This window comes from Hyphomonas sp. UBA4505 (assembly GCF_002388685.1).
Taxonomy (GTDB): domain Bacteria; phylum Pseudomonadota; class Alphaproteobacteria; order Caulobacterales; family Hyphomonadaceae; genus Hyphomonas.
Genome location: NZ_DGMZ01000012.1, coordinates 1,200,654 through 1,219,594, shown reverse-complemented (window position 1 = coordinate 1,219,594; position 18,941 = coordinate 1,200,654). Strand labels below are relative to the sequence as shown.

At 59.3% G+C, this 18,941-nt stretch carries 23 protein-coding genes and 1 tRNA gene; 7 read left to right on the top strand and 17 right to left on the bottom strand.

Translation table 11 applies throughout. The features are described 5' to 3' along the window. Positions 1-3 precede the first annotated feature (3 nt). The 4 genes from trpB to B3527_RS15135 form a co-directional block, all read right to left on the bottom strand. Entirely contained in the window at positions 4-1,215 is a 1,212-nt protein-coding gene (gene trpB / locus B3527_RS15150; RefSeq protein ID WP_290480402.1) for a tryptophan synthase subunit beta, read from the bottom strand. 88 nt (positions 1,216-1,303) lie between these two features. Next, positions 1,304-1,687: a nuclear transport factor 2 family protein gene (locus tag B3527_RS15145; RefSeq protein ID WP_206991915.1), complete on the bottom strand. Its 384-nt coding sequence runs from the start codon at positions 1,685-1,687 to the stop codon at positions 1,304-1,306. A gap of 65 nt (positions 1,688-1,752) precedes the next feature. Continuing rightward, on the bottom strand, positions 1,753-2,382 hold the full coding sequence (locus B3527_RS15140; protein ID WP_290480401.1) for a phosphoribosylanthranilate isomerase: 630 nt from the start codon (positions 2,380-2,382) through the stop codon (positions 1,753-1,755). Between the two features lie 38 nt (positions 2,383-2,420). Next, positions 2,421-2,939 carry a DUF11 domain-containing protein gene (locus B3527_RS15135; RefSeq protein ID WP_206991913.1) on the bottom strand — a complete coding sequence of 173 codons (519 nt, stop codon included), beginning with the start codon at positions 2,937-2,939 and terminating at the stop codon, positions 2,421-2,423. Positions 2,940-3,210: 271 nt separating this feature from the next. Between B3527_RS15135 and B3527_RS15130 the strand changes: the two genes are divergently transcribed. Next, a complete protein-coding gene (locus B3527_RS15130) occupies positions 3,211-3,690 on the top strand; it encodes an SH3 domain-containing protein (protein ID WP_206991912.1) in 480 nt (159 codons plus the stop codon). A 57-nt stretch (positions 3,691-3,747) separates the two neighbouring features. Here B3527_RS15130 and B3527_RS16950 read toward each other — a convergent pair whose 3' ends face one another. Both B3527_RS16950 and B3527_RS15125 read right to left on the bottom strand, forming a co-directional pair. Next, entirely contained in the window at positions 3,748-3,963 is a 216-nt protein-coding gene (locus tag B3527_RS16950) for a DUF6968 family protein (protein WP_414651602.1), read from the bottom strand. A gap of 171 nt (positions 3,964-4,134) precedes the next feature. Next, positions 4,135-4,224 (bottom strand) — tRNA-Ser (locus B3527_RS15125). Between the two features lie 107 nt (positions 4,225-4,331). Here B3527_RS15125 and msrA point away from each other — a divergent pair. Further along, on the top strand, positions 4,332-4,988 hold the full coding sequence (gene msrA, locus B3527_RS15120; RefSeq protein WP_290480400.1) for a peptide-methionine (S)-S-oxide reductase MsrA: 657 nt from the start codon (positions 4,332-4,334) through the stop codon (positions 4,986-4,988). Between the two features lie 15 nt (positions 4,989-5,003). On the opposite strand, the gene B3527_RS15115 is transcribed toward msrA, so the two are convergent. Next, the gene (locus B3527_RS15115; protein WP_290480399.1) at positions 5,004-6,071 is read right to left on the bottom strand and encodes a hypothetical protein; all 1,068 of its coding nucleotides are present in this window, start codon (positions 6,069-6,071) and stop codon (positions 5,004-5,006) included. Between the two features lie 126 nt (positions 6,072-6,197). On the opposite strand from B3527_RS15115, the gene gluQRS reads away from it, so the two are divergent. The 5 genes from gluQRS (at position 6,198) to B3527_RS15090 (ending at position 11,121) form a co-directional block, all read left to right on the top strand. Next, entirely contained in the window at positions 6,198-7,049 is an 852-nt protein-coding gene (gene gluQRS / locus B3527_RS15110; RefSeq protein ID WP_290480398.1) for a tRNA glutamyl-Q(34) synthetase GluQRS, read from the top strand. A 14-nt stretch (positions 7,050-7,063) separates the two neighbouring features. Further along, positions 7,064-7,951 (top strand): DMT family transporter, encoded by an 888-nt coding sequence (locus B3527_RS15105; RefSeq protein ID WP_034817743.1) that lies wholly within the window; start codon positions 7,064-7,066, stop codon positions 7,949-7,951. Between the two features lie 65 nt (positions 7,952-8,016). Next, the gene (locus B3527_RS15100) at positions 8,017-9,588 is read left to right on the top strand and encodes an alkaline phosphatase (RefSeq protein WP_290480396.1); all 1,572 of its coding nucleotides are present in this window, start codon (positions 8,017-8,019) and stop codon (positions 9,586-9,588) included. 114 nt (positions 9,589-9,702) lie between these two features. Then, positions 9,703-10,803, top strand: a complete 1,101-nt coding sequence (locus B3527_RS15095) for a Zn-dependent alcohol dehydrogenase (RefSeq protein ID WP_290480395.1) — start codon at positions 9,703-9,705, stop codon at positions 10,801-10,803. 72 nt (positions 10,804-10,875) lie between these two features. Next, complete coding sequence (locus tag B3527_RS15090) at positions 10,876-11,121, top strand: hypothetical protein (protein ID WP_290480394.1); 246 nt, start codon at positions 10,876-10,878, stop codon at positions 11,119-11,121. Here the strand turns inward: B3527_RS15090 and B3527_RS15085 are convergent. The 10 genes from B3527_RS15085 to rpmH all read right to left on the bottom strand — a co-directional run bounded on the left by B3527_RS15085 (position 11,118) and on the right by rpmH (position 18,839). Continuing rightward, positions 11,118-11,612 carry an SRPBCC family protein gene (locus B3527_RS15085; RefSeq protein ID WP_290480393.1) on the bottom strand — a complete coding sequence of 165 codons (495 nt, stop codon included), beginning with the start codon at positions 11,610-11,612 and terminating at the stop codon, positions 11,118-11,120. The genes B3527_RS15090 and B3527_RS15085 overlap by 4 nt on opposite strands. 102 nt (positions 11,613-11,714) lie before the next feature. After that, positions 11,715-12,542, bottom strand: a complete 828-nt coding sequence (gene dapD, locus B3527_RS15080) for a 2,3,4,5-tetrahydropyridine-2,6-dicarboxylate N-succinyltransferase (protein ID WP_290480392.1) — start codon at positions 12,540-12,542, stop codon at positions 11,715-11,717. A 21-nt stretch (positions 12,543-12,563) separates the two neighbouring features. Next, the gene (locus tag B3527_RS15075) at positions 12,564-13,310 is read right to left on the bottom strand and encodes a pyrimidine 5'-nucleotidase (RefSeq protein ID WP_206991901.1); all 747 of its coding nucleotides are present in this window, start codon (positions 13,308-13,310) and stop codon (positions 12,564-12,566) included. Next, entirely contained in the window at positions 13,307-14,338 is a 1,032-nt protein-coding gene (locus tag B3527_RS15070) for a DUF1036 domain-containing protein (protein WP_290480391.1), read from the bottom strand. The genes B3527_RS15075 and B3527_RS15070 overlap by 4 nt, the downstream gene beginning before the upstream one ends. Then, positions 14,313-15,209 carry an acetylglutamate kinase gene (gene argB / locus B3527_RS15065; protein ID WP_206991899.1) on the bottom strand — a complete coding sequence of 299 codons (897 nt, stop codon included), beginning with the start codon at positions 15,207-15,209 and terminating at the stop codon, positions 14,313-14,315. Before argB ends, B3527_RS15070 begins: the two co-directional genes overlap by 26 nt. A gap of 44 nt (positions 15,210-15,253) precedes the next feature. Next, positions 15,254-15,715, bottom strand: coding sequence for a GNAT family N-acetyltransferase (locus B3527_RS15060; RefSeq protein ID WP_198019835.1), 462 nt, complete (start codon positions 15,713-15,715; stop codon positions 15,254-15,256). 54 nt (positions 15,716-15,769) lie between these two features. Beyond that, positions 15,770-16,411 (bottom strand): ribosome biogenesis GTP-binding protein YihA/YsxC, encoded by a 642-nt coding sequence (gene yihA, locus B3527_RS15055; RefSeq protein WP_206991898.1) that lies wholly within the window; start codon positions 16,409-16,411, stop codon positions 15,770-15,772. A gap of 4 nt (positions 16,412-16,415) precedes the next feature. Further along, positions 16,416-18,242 carry a membrane protein insertase YidC gene (gene yidC, locus B3527_RS15050; protein WP_290480390.1) on the bottom strand — a complete coding sequence of 609 codons (1,827 nt, stop codon included), beginning with the start codon at positions 18,240-18,242 and terminating at the stop codon, positions 16,416-16,418. Positions 18,243-18,293: 51 nt separating this feature from the next. Beyond that, positions 18,294-18,662, bottom strand: coding sequence for a ribonuclease P protein component (gene rnpA, locus B3527_RS15045; RefSeq protein ID WP_206991896.1), 369 nt, complete (start codon positions 18,660-18,662; stop codon positions 18,294-18,296). Between the two features lie 42 nt (positions 18,663-18,704). After that, the gene (gene rpmH / locus B3527_RS15040; RefSeq protein WP_034817532.1) at positions 18,705-18,839 is read right to left on the bottom strand and encodes a 50S ribosomal protein L34; all 135 of its coding nucleotides are present in this window, start codon (positions 18,837-18,839) and stop codon (positions 18,705-18,707) included. Positions 18,840-18,941: the final 102 nt, after the last annotated feature.

Sequence of the window (18,941 nt, the reverse complement as noted above, 5' to 3'; positions counted from 1 at the left end):
TCCCTACATATCGACGCCGAGGGCCTTGGCGACCGAGAAAACGTCCTTGTCGCCGCGACCACACATGTTCAGGATCATCAGCCCATCCTTGCCGAGTGCCTGAGCGACCTCACCTACGCGCGCGATGGCGTGTGAGGGCTCGAGCGCCGGAATAATTCCCTCAAGCCGCGTGCACAGCTGGAAAGCTGCAAGCGCCTCCTTATCCGTGCACGACAAGTATTCAGCGCGACCGGAATCTCTCAGGAAAGCGTGTTCTGGCCCGATGCCCGGATAGTCCAGTCCCGCCGAGATCGAATGCGCATCGATGATCTGGCCGTCATCGGTTTGAAGGAGGTAGGTCTTGTTCCCATGCAGGATGCCCGGCTTGCCGCCATTCAGCGCGGCAGCATGCTCTCCTGTCTCAATTCCGTGGCCAGCGGCCTCGACGCCGATCAGGCGAACGCCCTCATCTTCAAGGAAAGGGTGAAACAGGCCAATCGCGTTCGAACCACCGCCGATACAGGCCATGACCGCGTCGGGCAGGCGCCCTTCCCGCTCAAGCATCTGGGCGCGAGCCTCCTTGCCGATAATGCTCTGGAAGTCGCGGACAAGCTCCGGATACGGATGGGGCCCCGCAGCCGTGCCAATGCAGTAGAAGGTGTCTTCGACATTGGTGACCCAGTCACGCAGTGCTTCATTCATTGCGTCTTTCAGGGTGCCTGTGCCGGAAGAGACCGGGACGATCTCTGCGCCGAGCAGTTTCATGCGGAAAACGTTCGGCTTCTGGCGCTCGACATCCGTCTCGCCCATGAAGACAACGCAATCCAGTCCGAAGCGCGCGCAGATTGTCGCCGTGGCAACACCATGCTGACCGGCGCCCGTTTCGGCGATGATGCGGGTCTTGCCCATACGCCTGGCGAGCAGGACCTGGCCGAGGCAATTATTGATCTTGTGCGCGCCCGTATGGTTCAGCTCATCGCGCTTGAAATAGATTTTCGCGCCATCGAAATGCTCGGTCAGCCGCTCCGCAAAATATAGAGGCGATGGACGCCCGACATAATGGGCCCACAAATCGTCCATTTCCGCCTTGAAAGCTGGATCTTCCTTGGCCTTGCGGTATTCGGCCTCAAGTTCGAGGATCAATGGCATCAATGTCTCGGCGACATAGCGCCCACCAAAGTCTCCAAAGCGGCCATTCGCATCTGGCCATTGATCCCATGTGTTCCGCAAATCCATCGTCCTGCTTTCCTTGCACTACCGGCCCGTATCTAGACCGAAGGACGTGCCAAGGAAAGCGCGACGATGCGCCCGGCCCCGTGACGCGTCAGCCCATGGGGGAATAGAAAAATTCCTCTCGAACGATCTTCCCGTCCTTGACCGTATACACGCCAACCTCCTTGGCTTGCATCCGCTCGCCGGACTCCTTGTTGGTGACATCCATGTCGAAGACGAGAGAAAATTGGTCATCCCCAAACAGGAACGGCCCCTCGGCGCTGACCTGGTGCACATCGTGCGCACCATACCACCAGTCGTGCTTGCCCTTGATGGCGTCGAGCCCCTGAGCTTCGCGGCCCGCATCGCCCATTGCAAGCGCTTCGACCGACACACAATCTTGTGCGTAAAGTGTCTCCAGCGCTTCGGCCTCGCGGCCAGAATTGCAGCATTCCGCCAACTTGCCAGCGACACTCGTCAGTTCTTCTGGAAACATGACACGTCCTCCCATTGCCAATAGGAGCCATATTAGCACAGAACAAAAACGGAACAATCGGTTTGTTATGAATTTTTTGAGGCGTCGATGAATGTCTTTACCAGTACCCGGTCCTTCAGGCCGCGAACACGCTCTACGCCTGAAGAGACATCCACTGCTGGCGCACCGGTCAGACGCACGGCATCGGAGACATTGTCCGGTGTCAGCCCCCCAGCAAGAATCCAGGGTGCCGGTCTCTGCCAGCCTTTCAGCAAATTCCAGTCAAATGACAATCCGTGCCCGCCTGTCCGATCAGCGCCCTTAGGCGGTTTCGCGTCCACCAGAAGCCGATCGGCTGCCGTGTAGGCCTCAGCCCGCTTCAGATCGTCTGAATCGTCAATTCCCACGGCTTTCCAGATCTCCAGACGCGTCCGCGCCTTGACTTCGGCGACGCGCTCAGGGGATTCCGAACCGTGCAATTGCAATATCGGAAACCCCAGCGCCACGATCCGGTCGATCTGCGCGTCGTCCGGGTCAACCAGCAAGGCCACCGGCGTGGCGGACCCTACCTGCATCAAAAGGTTGGCCGCCGCTGCTTCCGTTACGTGCCGCGGGCTGGCCTCGGCAAACACGAACCCAATCCAGTCTGCCCCGGCTTGCGCGGTATAGCGCACGAGGTCGGGATCGGTCAGGCCGCAGATTTTTACGAGTGTCATGCCGCAGGCGTTACGCTAACGGCCTTGCGTCCGTCAATTCAGGGGCTGACGGGACGCGTATTTTCCTTGAGGACCGCCGCAAAGAAAATCTTGCCTGAATCTTTCGGACCAATCTCACGATTGAAGGTCCAGCGCATATGCGTGATCTCTTCCGGCATGGACACGCTCACCGGCTGGATCTCATCGAGACCGGATTCCGCGATCAGTTTTTCACGCGGCACGTATGTCGCCCCACCGTCCATGGAGAAATCAACAGAGGCCTGATCATATTCGGCCATGGCAGAATCTTCGAGCAGGCTCACATCTGCCGGCACTGGCAAGGTCAGAACAGCGTCCCTTGCCGGGGTTTCGCCCGGGTTTGAATATGTCACGGAATAAAACAACTGCTCACCCGGCTTCACTTCCTCAGCAGGCAGCAGCTCCATTTCCAATCCGCCCTCTTCGTCTTCGATGACGATCACACGTTCAACCTGTTGCTCGACGATGAGTTCCTGGGCGAACGCCGGAAGTCCGATGAGGAGAGTTCCGGCAAGAGTGGCAGCTGCGCGTATCAGCATGGCGTTAATCCTTGGCAGGGACGGTTAAAGGTTCAGCGTCAAGAATTGCGACAATTAGTTAACATTCGCTCAAAATCCATAAAGCATTTGCAGAGTTTCCAGTCTGACATTGCCAGATCCTCAACACGCGCCTTAGTGTCGCCACAGAGGCGCCAATCCGGGGACACCGATGTTGCACACCGACACCATTTCCCGGGGAGCTGACAAACCCTCGGCATAGGGATCGCCTAATCATGGTGAACCACGCATTCTCAGGATCAGGACTCATCCCATGCTGAATAAAAAGTTGAAAACCCTCCTCGCTATCGGCCTCGTATCCAGCGCAGCCGCATTCGGGCCCATCGCCTCTGCCCAGGCCCCGCGCGAAAACCCGCAAAGCGCCGCCAGCCATCATGGCATCCGCTATGTGAAAGCGGAAGCTGTAAACGTGCGCGGCGGCCCTGGAGTCAGTAACCCTATCATCACTGTACTGAACCTTGGTGCGGAAGTGTCCATGTATGTCACCAAAGGTGACTGGGCGCGGATCTCTGGGCCGGGTCAGCCGGAGAAATGGATTTACGCGCCACTTCTGCAGGACAACAAACCCCAACCGGTGAAGGCGGCAAAAAAGCAAACAGCGGACCGGCCAACGCAGAAAGCATCCGCCAAACCTGACAGTCACCAGACGCACGAGCCTGAAGCGTCCCCTTCAAAGAAGGTAGAACATCCGACGGCTCAAAAGGAAAAGCAGGACGCACGGCCTGCACGGTAGACTGCCGCAACTTCACCTCGGCGACGCGCGGGAACGACAGTTGGTGGATTCAGGGCCTTAAGGGAACATCTTGTTGATGAAACCTATAACCAATTCGACGGCTTGCAGTTCAGAGACTCCGAATAAGCTCGAATGGAATTCACTTTCCGATCCCTTGATTGAAAATTCACATTCCCACGCCGCCTTCTCTTCCGAAAAGGTAGGCGACCGTATGATAACGTTGGCACCGGCAGCAACCCCGATGTTCAGGTAATCTTTCCCGGCTGGCTCCAAGCTTAATTCTAACAATGTTGATGTCTCCTGAAAGCAACCGGATATGAAGACAATTCAAAAGGGATTACAATCTACTTATTGGATTCTTGTGCGCTCAGCATATCGCCGACGACAGTAGAGTCCTGAACGCCCTCAGCCTTGACGAACGCATCGTTTGGACCTGGGAAATGCTGGCGGTGAGACAGGGATTCGAACCCTGGAGACTATTGCTAGCCTACACACTTTCCAGGCGTGCGCCTTCGACCACTCGGCCACCTCACCGTACTCAGCAGAGGGGAGCCAATAACCGAAGGCCTGCAAGATCGCAAGACTGTGATTGCCGTTCCCGGCAGACAAACCCATATGAGACACAGAAAGGGAGACCCCTCATGTTGTTCTCGAAGAAAAAACTGACCATCCCGGATGCCGAGAGCGCCCTGCCCGGCCGCCCCGATCCGATCCCGACCGCCACCACGCATTATGTATTCGACCGTGACCTGCAGGGCCCCGTTCCGGCGGGATACGAAACGGCCGTATTCGCCCTCGGCTGCTTCTGGGGCGCTGAGCGTGTATTCTGGCAGCAGGATGGCGTTTGGCTGACCCGGGTAGGTTATGCTGGCGGATCGACCCCGAACCCGACCTATGAAGAAGTCTGCTCAGGCGGGACCGGGCACACGGAAATCGTTGAAGTGGTTTTCAACCCTGCCGAAGTGACCTTCGCCGCACTCGTGAAACTGTTCCTCGAAAGCCATGACCCAACCCAGGGAATGCGTCAGGGAAATGACATCGGCACGCAATACCGCTCGGCAATATACACGACATCCGAGGCACAAGCCGAAACTGCGCGTGAGATGATCGCAGTATATGAGAAGTCGCTTGCCCAGAGCGGTCATGCCAGCCAGATCACAACGGAGCTTGCGCCGCTGGACAAGGTTTATCTCGCCGAGGAATACCATCAGCAATACCTTGCAAAAAACCCGAACGGGTATTGCGGGATTGGAGGCACGGGCGTGTCCTGCCCAATCGGCCTGGGTGTGTCGACCTGATCGCGAAAGCTGGCGCTAGCCGCCGAAATTCACGGCAAACCTTTTGCGTGTCTCAAGCAGGTTCTGCGCCTTGTACATGGCGTCAGAAGCGGCTTGGGCGCGCTTTATGGTCGGGTCTGCCTGCAAGGCCTCAATCACTTTGGTGAGGTGACTGATCGCCTCCTCGACGGTCTTGCGATCGAACTGGTTTGTCGCGCGCGCCAGCAGGGCCCGGCCGAGATCCATGTGCGCCTGAACGGCCCGCGATGTGTCGCCATCACTCTTGATATCCTGGAGATGGATTCTCCGAAGCGTGATCACGTGGTCGAGCGCATCCATATCTCCAGACTGTTCGGCAACGTGCACCAGAGACGCGCAAAAATCGGCTTCGATACGGCTGCGCAGAGCGACCGGAAGCGTAGGCGAGTCCTCAAGGATTTCAGCCAGCGCATTAGACAGGATCTTTATCTTTTCGGGCCGGAAGGATTGCGGATTGGCCAGCGCAGGCTGCAATTCCCGCGCAAGGAAGTAAGCGGCCACGCGTGGCATCTGCCCCTCAAGGTCGATCATCTTTCCGGGCATTGGCAGCGTGAACAGCTTCGCTTCCGTGGCTGTCAGGCCACCACCGCGGCTTAGGCCGTGAATGACAAAGCCATCTTCGCGCCGACCGGTCCTGTCTGCCCAGACCAGCATGTCCGCATCTGCCACTTCCAGTCGCCGACGGGCACGCTGGACCGCGCGCGTTTCGATGCCGCCGCGAATAGTGCCCGTGCGGAACACTTTCAGGGGTGCACCGAAATTGAATTCGGAGAGGTGGGAATTGAGCGCCGAGAGCAGCCATTTCCATGCGCGACCCGCGCCTTTGCCAGCCGGGCGGGCGACAAGCACGCGGTATCCGGGCGACTTGTCATTGCGCGCAGCCCGGGCCCCGGACGCATTGCGCAAAGTCTTCAACAGCGAACCCAGCAGGCTGAACATCAGGACGACCAGTGCAACGAGCAGGACACACAGCATCACGAATCCAAACGTGGCGAGCTCTGTCGCATCCACCACATTCGTTTCGAACCAGCGCTCGGCTGTTGTGAACCAAGTATCCACAGGCATTCGAGATGACCTCCTGTATGTCTGTGCGATACGGTTCCTGCCCTGTGCTTGCAACAGCTAAACGCTGTTCAGCCTGTGCGGGGGATGGTTAGATTGCCTGAGAGACAAGCTGATTCAGGGGGTCGCATGGGTGCCGGGGAATTTGTCACGCGGTTCGCACCGTCCCCCACCGGGCATTTGCATCTCGGTCACGCGCTCTCGGCTTTCCATGTCTGGGACACTGCCCGCGCCCATGATGGAAAGGTGCTGTTGCGGATTGAAGACATTGACCAGACCCGATGCCGTCCGGAGTACGAAACCTCCATTCTCGCCGATCTTGAATGGCTCGGACTGGACTGGGATGGCCCCGTGCGACGCCAGTCGGACCACTTCGCTGAATATGAGTCCGCGCTCAACTCCCTGAAGGCGCGCGGGCTGGTTTATCGGTGCTTCAAGACCCGTCGGGAAATTGCCGCCGCGCTGCCTGCCGGGGCCAGTCCCGATACGGCAGGCTTCACTGGCAAGTCGCTCCCTGCGGACAAGGAGCGGGAACTGCTGGACCGGGGACACGCCTATGCGTGGCGGCTATCCCTCTCGGCTGCCCGCGCCCAACTCGGCCCTGTATATGATGCGTTGAGCTATACAGTCTTCTCAAAGTGCGGCCAGCACAGGGTGAAAGCTGACCCCGCACCCTTTGGCGACGTGGTGCTGGCGCGCAAGGATACGCCAACAAGCTATCATCTCGCCTGCTGCCACGACGATGCCTTGCAGGGGATCACGCATGTCATACGCGGCGAAGACATCCGGGAGATGACATCGGTACATGTCCTGCTGCAGGCGCTGATGGACTGGCCACAGCCTCTTTATACGTTTCATCCGCTCGTTTTGGGGGCAGATGGCAAGAAATTGTCCAAGCGCGCCGGGGACCGGGGATTGCGCGCATGGCGTGAAGACGGCAAGACGCCTGAAGACATTCGCGCCATGACGGGCCTCTTTTAATGACATCAACAGAAATGACAGCGCCGGCACGCCGGGAATGGCTCGGCGTGCTTATGCTGGTTGGCGGCGCGGTTGCCATCGGATTTGCGCCGATTGGCTTGCGCTTGGGTCTCGACGACCTCGGCCCGCAGGCCATTGCCTTCTGGCGCTACACATTTGCCCTGCCCGTGCTGACTGCGCTCGTCTTGCTGGTCGAGCGGCGCGCTCCGCGCAAACCGAACATATATGTCATCCTGGCCGGGATCTGTTTCGCTGTGGACATTGGCTTCTGGCACTGGTCCCTCACCCTGACCAGCGTGTCCAATGCCACCTTCATCGTGAATCTCGGAAACGTCTGCGTCGGCTTCCTCGCATGGCTGTTCCTGAAGGAGCGCCCTGCGCCGATGTGGTTCTTCGCCGTAATCCTGGCGATTGGCGGCGCATCTGCCCTGTCACTCGGCGGTACCGCCGAAGGGGGAGCCAGTTTTGTCGGGGATCGGATTGCGATCATCGCGGCGATCAGCGTATCGGGCTATTTCCTCTGCTCGAAGCTCGCCCGGCGAACACTGAACGGTCTGGAGACTTTGTTCTGGCTGACACTTGTGGAAGTGATTGTCGGAGCCATCATGGTCATGGCTTTCGGTGAAAACTTCCTGCCGGAGAAATTGTCGGGTTTCGCCGTGCCCCTGTTCCTTGGGATCGTGATCCACGTCGTCGGTCAGGGTTTGATCATCACCGGGCTTGGCAGCACGCCAACCTCCATCGCGGGTGTCATCATCCTGATCCAGCCCGTCATGGCTGCCGCGATTTCTTGGCATCTCTTTCAGGAACCTCTCACAACCTTGCAGGCAGGCGGCGGTATGCTCATTCTTGTCGCGGTCTGGCTGGCCCAGCGCGGCCACAAGGTGGATCCAATCGACTGAGTGCAGCAATAGTGTCACGAACTCAGTCTATGCCCGCCCCAGACCTGATATTCCGGAGACTAATCATGCGCCGCACTGCTCTATCCCTTGCTTCACTCACCGTCCTTGCTGTCGCAGGCTGTTCAGCGCCGTCTGATACCGCCGTGGCACAAAGCGAAGCTTCATCGGCGCCGCTACGCGAAGGCACGACACCCATCCAGGCAAGTGATTCCTATTATCAATCTGCCGCTGAAGCCGTAGAAACACGCATTCAGGAGCGCGGCGTAAAATCGGCGAAGAACATCATCCTCTTCGTTGGCGATGGTATGAGCATTCCGACCATCACCGCCGCCCGCATCTATGCTGGCCAACAGCGTGGACTCGACGGCGAGTCCTATACGCTGGCCATGGACACGCTGCCGTACATGGCCCTGTCCAAAACCTACAGTCACGACTATCAGGTTTCCGACTCCGCCTCGACGGCAACTGCGATGGTGACCGGTGCCAAGGTAAATTCACGAACGCTCGGCATCCTCAAGGAAGCCGGCTTCGGCAATTGCGCCAGCGTCGAAGGGCGCACGACAGAGTCAATTTTCGAACTGGCCGAACGGTCAGGCCTCGCAACGGGTCTCGTTTCCACCGCCCGCCTGACCCATGCAACACCGGCGTCCACCTTCGCCAAGACTCCCAGCCGCGACTGGGAAGCTGACAGCGATCTGAAAGGCGGAGACGCAGGCGACTGCAAGGATATTGCCCGCCAATTCATCGAGTGGTCGGAAGGCGACGGATTTGAAGTGGCAATGGCCGGAGGCCGCGCGCCCTTCACAACGACCGAACAGTCAGATGCCGAGGACGCCAATCGCACCGGAAGCCGCACGGATGGTCGCGACCTGACCGCCGAATGGACCGCAAAGTCCGCCGACCATGTCTATGTCACCGACAAGGCTGGTTTCGAGACCATCGACTTCGCCTCGAATGCAAAAGTACTCGGCCTGTTTGAAGGCTCGCACATGAAATTCGCGCTCGATCGGGATGAAGACCCAGCTGGCGAACCTTCTCTGGTCGATCTGACAAAGGCGGCTATCACGCGCCTGTCCCAGGATGAGGACGGTTTTGTACTGATGGTCGAAGGCGGCCGAATTGACCATGGCCATCATGGCGTCAGTGCCGCCCGGGCCCTGTCGGAAACCGATGAACTGGACCAGGCCCTCGCCGCAGCACTGGAAATGACCGATGCGGACGAGACGCTGATCATCGTGACCGCGGACCATTCACACACGATGACGATTTCTGGCTATCCAAAGCGCGGCAATCCGATCCTCGGCAAAGTCGTCAGCGGGCTGGATAACGCGCCGATGAAGGCACAGGACGGCAAACCCTACACAACGCTCTCCTATGCCAGCGGCATGACCGCGTGTCATTTGGTCGACGGCGAACCGGATTGCACCCGAGAAGACCTCTCCGAGATCGACACGACCGAAAAGAACTTCCAGCAACCCTCCCTCGTCTTCATGCCGTCGGAAACGCATGGGGGTGATGATGTGGCCATCTTCGCAACCGGCCCTGGGTCGGAACTGGTCTCCGGTGTGATGGAGCAGAACGAGATCTTCCACGTCATGGGTCGCGCTTCCGGTCTTGTGGCCGCGCCCACCGAATAACCCCTGCCCCTGCGTAGGGCCTGTTCAGGTAGCGCATTCTGAGGGACACTTCCTCCCATATTCGGTCATCTGCGCCAGCAAGAGCGCGGAGACCGGGCCAAAGGAGGAAGACCCATGAAGGCTGCTGTCATGCGCGCGCCCAATGCGCCGCTATCCATCGAAGATGTCACGATTTCCAAGCCCGGACCGCGCGAAGTGCTGGTCCGGCTGAAGGCGGTCGGCGTCTGCCATTCGGACGTGCATTTCTGGGACGGGAACTTCCCCGCCGAATTGCCGGTCATCCTCGGGCATGAAAGCGCCGGCATCGTGGAAGAAATCGGCTCCATGGTCTCAGCGGTCAAGCCGGGCGACCATGTAATCTCGATCCTGTCGCCCTTCTGCGGCACCTGCGAGTACTGCCTGACAGGCCACATGTCCGTCTGCCATACGGTGAACAAGGAACACTTCCAGCGCCAGCCCACAGAAGCCCCCCGCCTCTCCATCAAGGGTGAAAAGGTCGGCCAGTTCCTGAACCTCTCTTCCTTCGCCGAACAGATCCTCGTCCATGAGAACGCGCTATGCGCAGTCGACAAGGATATGCCAATGGACAAGGCCTGCCTGATCGGGTGCGGCGTCATTACCGGTGTCGGGTCAGTCTTTCATTCCGCCAAGGTCGAGCCGGGTTCCACGGTTGCCGTCCTCGGCTGTGGCGGCGTCGGGCTTGCCGCGATCAATGGCGCAGCCATCGCAGGCGCCAGCCGTATCATCGCGGTAGACCTGTCAGACGAGAAACTCCAGATGGCTGTCCGTTTCGGCGCGACCGACACCGTCAATCCAGGCAAGGTCAATGCGATCGAGGCCGTCAAGGAACTCACCAAGGGCGGCGTCCACTACTCCTTCGAATGCGTCGGCCTGAAACAGACGGCTGAACAGGCCTACCACATGCTGCGACCACGCGGCGTGGCAACCGTGATCGGCATGATTTCGCCCGGCGTTAACATCGAGATCCCCGGCATTGAATTGCTTGCGACAGAAAAACGCCTGCAGGGGGCGATCATGGGGTCTAACCGGTTCCGGGTGGATTTCCCGCGCCTGATCGAACTGTACAGACAGGGCAAGCTGCACCTTGATGATCTTGTCTCTGACCGGATCGGTCTTGAGGGGATCACCGGCGCCCTCCAGAACCTCAAGGACAACAAGGGCACGGTCGCGCGGCAGGTGGTCGTGTTCGACTAGGCTTCGGAACTGCCCGGCTCGCCCGGCATTGTTGTGATCACTGAGCATGATCACAGCAGAAAGCGGGCCTTGATGTCGGAGAGTTTGGAATGGATCGCAATGGGCACCGGCATTGTCGCGGCCATCATGGTGTCGGCCGATCTTGGGCGACGCATTACCGGCTTCGCCTTTATCGTGTTTGCAGTCTCTTCCACATGCTGGGTCATGATCGGCCTCTCGGATGACGAGGCCCCGCTCATGTACCAGAACATTGTCCTGACCGTGATCAACTTCATCGGCATCTACCGCTGGCTGATCCTCAAGAAGGAATCAGGCTAGAGTCCGAACCGGCCCGGATTGTCCCGGATCAGGGCTTCGAGTTTCGGCATGCCGTCTTTCAGGCCCTTGGCAAGCTGTTTGGAGACAATTCCGCCCAGGATCAGCGGCGCACTGGCCTTGCCCGCCCAGCGCAGCTCGCAGCCTTCCGGCGTTTCAACGACGACATAGTCCTCAACCGCGGCCGAGACCGGCAGCGTCGACTTTTCAAACCGGAAAGCCATCCGCTTGCCCTCTTCCCAGGCAAAGAAGGTTTCCTCGACTTTCTGGTCCCCGATCTCGACGGTGCGCGTGGTCCCGACCCCGAACGGCTCCGGGCTCGTCCAGACCACGTTCGTAATCGGCAGCCATTCCGTCCATGCCTCTGCGTCCAGCAAGGCGGCCCAGACGGCGGACGCCGGAAATGGGAATGCATGTGCGACCCGCAGTTTCGGACTCACCGTCGCGAGATAGTCTTCGCCGACCGGCTTGTGCTGTTTCAGTGACTTGGCCATTCAGCCCTCCCCTCTTCCTGATTTCAGGCAGGATGGAAGCGCACCGAACGACCTGTCAAACCGTGCCGCCACGGCAGCACAGGACAGACCCTTGGCATTAGATCAGTCCCGCAGCAGTTCGTTGACACCGGTCTTTGAGCGGGTCTGGGCGTCGACGGTCTTGACGACGACGGCGCAGGCGAGGCTCGGGCCGCCATTCTTGTCGGGCAGCGTGCCCGGCACGACGACGGAATAAGGCGGCACCTTGCCATAGGTGATCTCGCCGCTGTGGCGATCCACGATCTTGGTGGACTGGGTGATGAAGACGCCCATGGCAATCACCGAGCCTTCTCCGACGACCACGCCCTCGACCACTTCGGACCGTGCGCCGATGAAGCAATTGTCTTCGATGATGGTCGGGTTCGCCTGCAGCGGTTCAAGGACGCCTCCAATGCCGGTGCCGGCCGAGATATGGCAATTCTTGCCGACCTGCGCGCACGAGCCGACGGAGGCCCAGGTGTCGATCATTGTGCCTTCGCCGACATAGGCGCCGATGTTCACATAGGACGGCATCAGGACCGCATTCTTCGCAATGAAGGCGCCGCGGCGCACAGCGGCCGGGGGCACCGCACGAAAGCCCGCGGCCTCGAATTCGGATGAGCCCCAGCCCTGAAATTTCGATGGAACCTTGTCCCACCAGTTGCCGCCGCCGGGCACGCCGGAAATCATGCCATTGGCATTCAAGCGGAAGGACAGCAGAACAGCCTTTTTCAGCCATTGATGGACAGTCCAGTTGCCGTCGCCATTTGGGCTGGCCACGCGGGCCTCACCGGAGTCGAGCAGGTCAATGGCCGCCTCGACGGCTTCGCGCACCTCACCCCGTGTCTGTGTGTTCAGGGTGTCGCGGCTTTCCCACGCCTGTTCAATCGCATTGGCCAGGGCTTGTGTCATCTGTCTCTCCGGGGGCAGGTCTTAGTCGAGTGTTTCAATCGCCGCCTCAAGGAAGGCAGCAAGGTCGCCCGTCACATAGTCTATGTGGTCAGGCCCGTCATCCCCCAACAGATCGTCCAGATTGGCAGGACGCGCCTCAATCGGCTCGTGGCTCCAATCCTTTTCGGAGTGCACCAGAACCGTCGTGAAGCCCATATCCTTGGCTGGAAGGAGATTGCGCGCGAGATCCTCGAAGAAGATTGCCTTGCGCGGGGCCACATCATGCAGCGCACAAAACCGATCATAGGAGCTCTGGTTCGGCTTGGGAGTGTACTCAGCGTCCTCGATACCGAAGCTCCCGTGGAACAGGTCTTCCAGCCCCATCTTGCCAACAACCCGCTCGGCATGGCGACGCGAGCCATTCGTGTAAACGAATTTCCGACCCGGCAGCGCGCTGATTGCCTGGCGCAAAACCGGCAAGTCCGGCAGTGGCGACAAGTCTATGTCATGCACATGATGCAGAAAATCGGCAGGATCGATCTTGTGCACCTTCATCAGGCCGGACAGCGTCGTCCCATAGGTTGCATAATAATGTTTCTGCACCTTGCGCGCCTCCAGCGGCGGCAATTCCAGCAGGCGCGAGACGAAATCCGTCATGCGCGTGTCGATCTCGGCGAACAGGTCGCACTCTGCTGGATAGAGCGTGTTGTCGAGGTCGAACACCCAATCCGTAACATGTCCGAAATTGCCGAACGGTGCGAGGTGTACACCCGCCTTTGGAGAGGTCATTGACTACCGGCCTTGGCGAAGTCCCGCTCGAAGAACTCAAACACGAGACGCTGGTCAACTGGCTCCGGTGCGGCAGCGAACAGCGCAGTGCGATAGGCGGACGCTTCGCAGTCATCCCGGCCAACGATCGCAAACTTTGCCCGGCCCACACAGAACGGATCCGATGCCTTTGCCAGCGTTCGGATGCGCGTCCCATCTTCCATCTCGCCAAAGACATAGTGCTCGGTGCCGCGAAGGGCCTTGTCGATCACTCGCGCGCAACCTCCCGCCTCGAGCATCCACCAGCCACGGCTCTCCCAGCCCTCGGTGCCGCGGCGTCCGATGGCGCTCCAGATCCGTTTGTCGGTGCGGTTGCACAGGGTAAACCCGACATTGCGGCCATTCTCCTTCGCCACCTGCTCCAGGAAGTCGATGAGGTCTGAATCCGACGTCGAGTCAGGCAGATTGTTCTCTTCCAGAAATTTGCCGATGGCGGTGCGGGTCTTGTATCCGATCCGGCCATCAATCGCGCCTGACAATACGCCCGCCTCTTCCAGCAGGCGCTGAATCCCGGCTGCCTGCGCGGTCGCGCGGTCATAATTTTCGATTTCGGTGAAAGTTGTCGTCCAGCGGGAGCGGCTGGAAATGTCGACCGCCCGGAAACCTCGCGCTTCCAGACCCATTGCATTGCAATTGGGCGGGCTTTCCAACGAGAACCCACCGGTGGGGTCCACGCAGAGTTCGCGCTCGCCGCCCCACTCTCTCAGGCCACCCCGATGGGCAGTCGATGTACGCCCATAGACATAATGGATTTTCGGATCGAGCGGCGCCCGCACGGCGACCTGACAGGAGCCTGGCTGCAATTTGGTCCAGCCATCCACATTGACGGAGCCGCCTACAGGGCGGCCAACCGCTGTTTCGATGATAAAGCTGGTCTCGTTACACAGCTTCCAACCATCGCCCGTCCCTTGTGCGTGCGCTATTGCGGGCAAAACCGCCGCTGCTGCAACAAAAGCAAGACCTTTAAGAAATGAGCGTACCTGCGCCATGTTCGGTAAATAGCTCCATGAGCAGGGCGTGCGGGGCACGCCCATCGAGGATCACTGCCGCCCCGACCCCATGTTTTACGGATTGGGCCGCAGTTTCAAGCTTCGGTATCATGCCACCTGCAGCTGTGCCGTCCGCGATCAGGTCAGGAATGGCGTCCACGGCAATCTCGCGCATCAAATTCTTCTGCTTGTCGAGCACGCCAGCGACATCTGTCAGCAGGAACAGGCGGCTGGCGCCCAGTGCCGAGGCCAGCGCGCCGGCAGATGTGTCTGCATTCACATTGTAACGATGGCCATCCTTGCCGACTCCGACCGGGGCAACCACCGGAATCAACTGGGAGTCGGACTTCAGGAGCGCATCGATCACGCTTGTATCCACTGCAGTCGGCTCACCCACAAATCCAAGGTCCAGAACCTGTTCGATATGGCTGTCCGGATCGCGTTCGGTTTTCTTGGCCTTCTCGGCCTGGATCAGATTGCCGTCCGACCCGGACAGGCCAACGGCCTTGCCGCCCGCCTGATTGATCGCCCGCACAATGGATTTGTTGATAGGCCCCGACAGGACCATCTCGACCACTTCCATCGTCGCTTCATCGGTTACCCGCAGGCCGCCCTTGAATTCGGACACGATGCCCAGCCGGTCCAGCAATTTGCCAATCTGAGGCCCGCCGCCATGCACGATGACGGGATGAATTCCCAGTGTTTTCAGCAAAACCACGTCGCGCGCAAAGATTGCCGACAGGCGCTCGTCCACCATGGCGTGACCGCCATACTTCACGACAATTGTCTTGCCAGCATAGCGCTGGATATAGGGCAGCGCTTCTGAGAGCGTCTGGGCGGTGAATTGCGCAGCGGAAATCTGGTCTGTCATGCGGGCCCCTTTAGCGCGGATCGCCGCCGTGACAAACTCGAATTCTAGAGGGCCCGATGCATGTACACGCTGTTCGGATCAAGCGTGTAGTCACCAAATGGCGAACAATAGACAAAGCCATACGCCTCATAGATGCGCCGTGCTGGCAGGAATCCGACCATGGACCCGGTTTCCAGATACAGCGCCGAATAGTTGCGCTGCTCTGCTTCGGCCATGATGTGTTCCAACATGCGGCGGCCATGCCCCTGCCCGCGCAGGTCCGAACGCGTATGCATGGATTTCACTTCGCCCACACCGCCTGGCAACTCCTTCAGTGCCCCGCACCCAACGAGAACTTCCTCGTCCCACATTGACCAGACTGTCACGTCCGGTGCCCGCAATCCTTCCGCAGGCAGGAAGTGGCAACTGCCCGGAGGGGATAATGCCAACATCAAATTCGCGTGCGTCTGGAGAAGGGCCAGCATGGCAGGGCTGGTCACGTCATCAACTTTGATCTCGATTGGCATGAATGCACGGCTCCAGATTATTCTCCGGCGCACATGTAATCTCAATTCGTGGCGCTATTCCAGTCCGGCGATTTCGGCGCGAAGTTCGGGGATGCCCCACCCCTTCTCAGACGAAGTCTGGCGAACAACTGGATGCGCCGCGCCGCGTTTTTTCAGCTTGCCGGCGATCTCTTCAACGAGCTTTTCGACTTCGGACTTCTGCATCTTGTCGACCTTGGTCAGGACGATCTGATAGGTGACCGCCGACTTGTCGAGCATGGTCATAACCTCCTCGTCAGTGTCCATCAGGCCCCGGCGAGAATCGACCAACAGGAACACCCGGCGCAACGACGGACGGCCCCGAAGATAGGAGCGTGTCAGCCGCATCCAGCCCTCGGCCTGTGTCCGGCTGACCTTGGCATAGCCAAAGCCCGGCAGATCGACGAGGAACATGCGGCCTTCGCCGAGGTCAAAATAATTGATCTCGCGCGTGCGGCCGGGTTCCGCAGAAGACCGCGCCAGCTTGGCGCGATTGGTCAGCGCGTTGATGAGCGATGACTTGCCGACATTGGACCGCCCCGCAAAGCAGACTTCCGGACGATCCGCTGTGGGCAGGCCCTTCAGGTCCACCACGCCTTTGACAAACACGACCGACCCGGCGAACAGGACGCGGCCCGCTTCGAGCGCGTCTTCACTGAAGGCGTCTCCGGTTTCCATCAGACTAGTCCGCCGCTTTCTTCTTGCCGCGCACAAGTCGGCTGACAAATTTGCCAATCTCGGTGTCGACACCGTTCCGCCGCATGATGAAATATTGCTGCGCGAAGGAGAGCAGGTTTGACCATACCCAGTACATCACAAGGCCTGCCGCAAATCCGCCGAACACGAACATGAAGACCAGCGGCATGGCCTGAATGATCCGGCGCTGTGTCGGGTCTGGAGGTGGCGGGCTGAGAGTCTGGATGGCCGCCATGGTCACGCCATAGAGAATTGGCAGGATGCCAATACCAATGATGATGCCGATGATCGGAATCGCCTTGATGTCCGCGGCTGACCACCACGGGATGAGACCGAACAGGTTGCCGATGGCCGTGGGATCAGGTGCCGACAAATCCTTCAGGAAGCCGAAAGAGGCATGGCGCATCTCGATGGTCACATAAAGCGTCTTGTAGAGCGCATAGAAGATGGGAATCGTGAACAGGATCGGCAAACAGCCGCCGACTGGGTTCGCGCCTTCCTGTTTGTACAGCTTCATGACTTCCTGCTGCTGGCGCTGCGGATCGGCTTTGAAGCGCTCGCGGATTTCCTGCATCGGCTCTTGCAGCTTCTTCATTTTCGCCATGGACTTGTAGCTCTGATTGTAGAGCGGCACGAGCGGGAGCTTGATCAGAACCGTGAAGGCCAGAATCGCCCAGCCAAACGAGCCCACAATGCCGGACAGCCATTCCAGCGCATAGAAGAAGGGCTTGGTCAGGAAGAAGGCCCAGCCCCAGTCGATGGCATCCACCATTCGGGGAATACCCAGTTCGTTCTGATACTGTTGCAACACGTCAAACCGTTTCGCACCGGCATAAAGGCTGTTGGCCATGGTCTGGCTTTCGCCGGGCGCAATCGTCAGTGGCGCGGATTCCGTGCGCACTTCCAGCGGCTGGCCACGTGACAGCTTGCGCTTGTCAACAAGGCCCGCAAAGAACTGGTCCTGTTGGGGCACGAGCGCGCCCAGCCAATACATGTCCGACAGGCCCCACCAACCGCCCTGGTCAGATGGGAACGTGCCTTCACTGGTCTCGCCCTTGATGTCCTTCAACTGGAACAAGGGCTTGTATTTCTTCAGGCGCAGTTCGCCGTTCACGACGCCCATCAGACCCATATGTGCAAGGCCGTTCTTGGCCGAGGAGCCCGGATCGGTTGTCTCAAGGAATTCCTTGTAATCCCCATGCCGCTCGATCGAGCCAATCGCGCGAAGCTGGCGCGCTTCGCCGGAATTATTGGTGACCGTATCCGTGAAGGTGAAGAGATAGTCCTCATCAACAGAGATCACCCGGTCGATGACGAGGCCTTCTGTCTCGAGCCGCAGTATCAACGGATTGCCGGGCGTCAGCTGCCCTTCCCCGACTTGGCTCCAGGGCGAATTGCGTCCTGCGACCAATTTCGATCCATCCGCCCAATACCAGGTGGCGAAATATCCAAACTCGGTGTTTTCCGGACGAAACAGGCGAACTTCCTGTTCCTTGTCGACAGTGAGGTAGTGCTTTTTCAGGCTGAGATCGTCGATGCGCGAGCCAGCAAGGCGGATCGACCCATCCACAGAGGCGGCATCAAACGGCACGCGGGCATCATCCTGCAGCGCTTCCTCGACCGGCTTGATTTCAGCAATCGCCGGCGCATCAGAGGCCACTGTCGGGCCGGTTTGCTGCTCGGCCTCGCGCACGGCCTGATTGGCTTCGAATTCTTCCTGGGCGGGCTTCATGATGAAGGCCTGGTAGGCAAAAACGAACGCGATCATCGCGACCATGGCGATCAGAAAATTGCGCTGGTCAGGTTTTTCCATCTGGCGGGATCCCGGCAAATCTTGTGAGCACGCCGGAATCGGCGGCAGGGGTTAATCAGCGGCGAGGCTTATCAGCGCGCTTTCCATATCGTCAAGCAAACGCGGCCACGCAATGTCAGCGGTGTCCATACGTGCAATGAAGACATAATCCCACCCCGGTTTTCCATGCTGCGGCAAGAGAACACGCGCCGCTTCGCGCAAGCGCCGTTTCGCCCGGTTGCGAATGACCGCATTCCCGATCTTCTTGGTGGCGGTAAATCCAGCGCCGGCATGCGCGCCCGGACTGGCCCCTTTACGGCGTCGCGCCTGCACCAAAAGGGCTTTGCGCCGCTCGGTTTTTCCGTGACGCACATAAAGAAATTGAGGTCGCACGCGAAGACGGGCGACCTCAAATTCGGTTTTATCTGTTTTGCTGGTCATGGCCTGTTGCCGCCTGCGTGAGACGGTCCGTGGCCTGCCGCCTTAAGCGGACAGTGACTTGCGGCCCTTGGCGCGGCGACGTGCCAGCACCTTGCGGCCGTTTTTAGTCGACATGCGCTCGCGGAAACCATGGGTGCGGCTGCGGCGAAGGTTGCTTGGCTGGAAAGTGCGTTTCATGGGTCTGCTCTGAAAGCTAAGAATCTCGGAAAGAGGGGCCAATACAGGCAGCAGAGGTTCGAAGTCAAGCCGAACCGACAGCCAGAACCGAATAAATCTGTC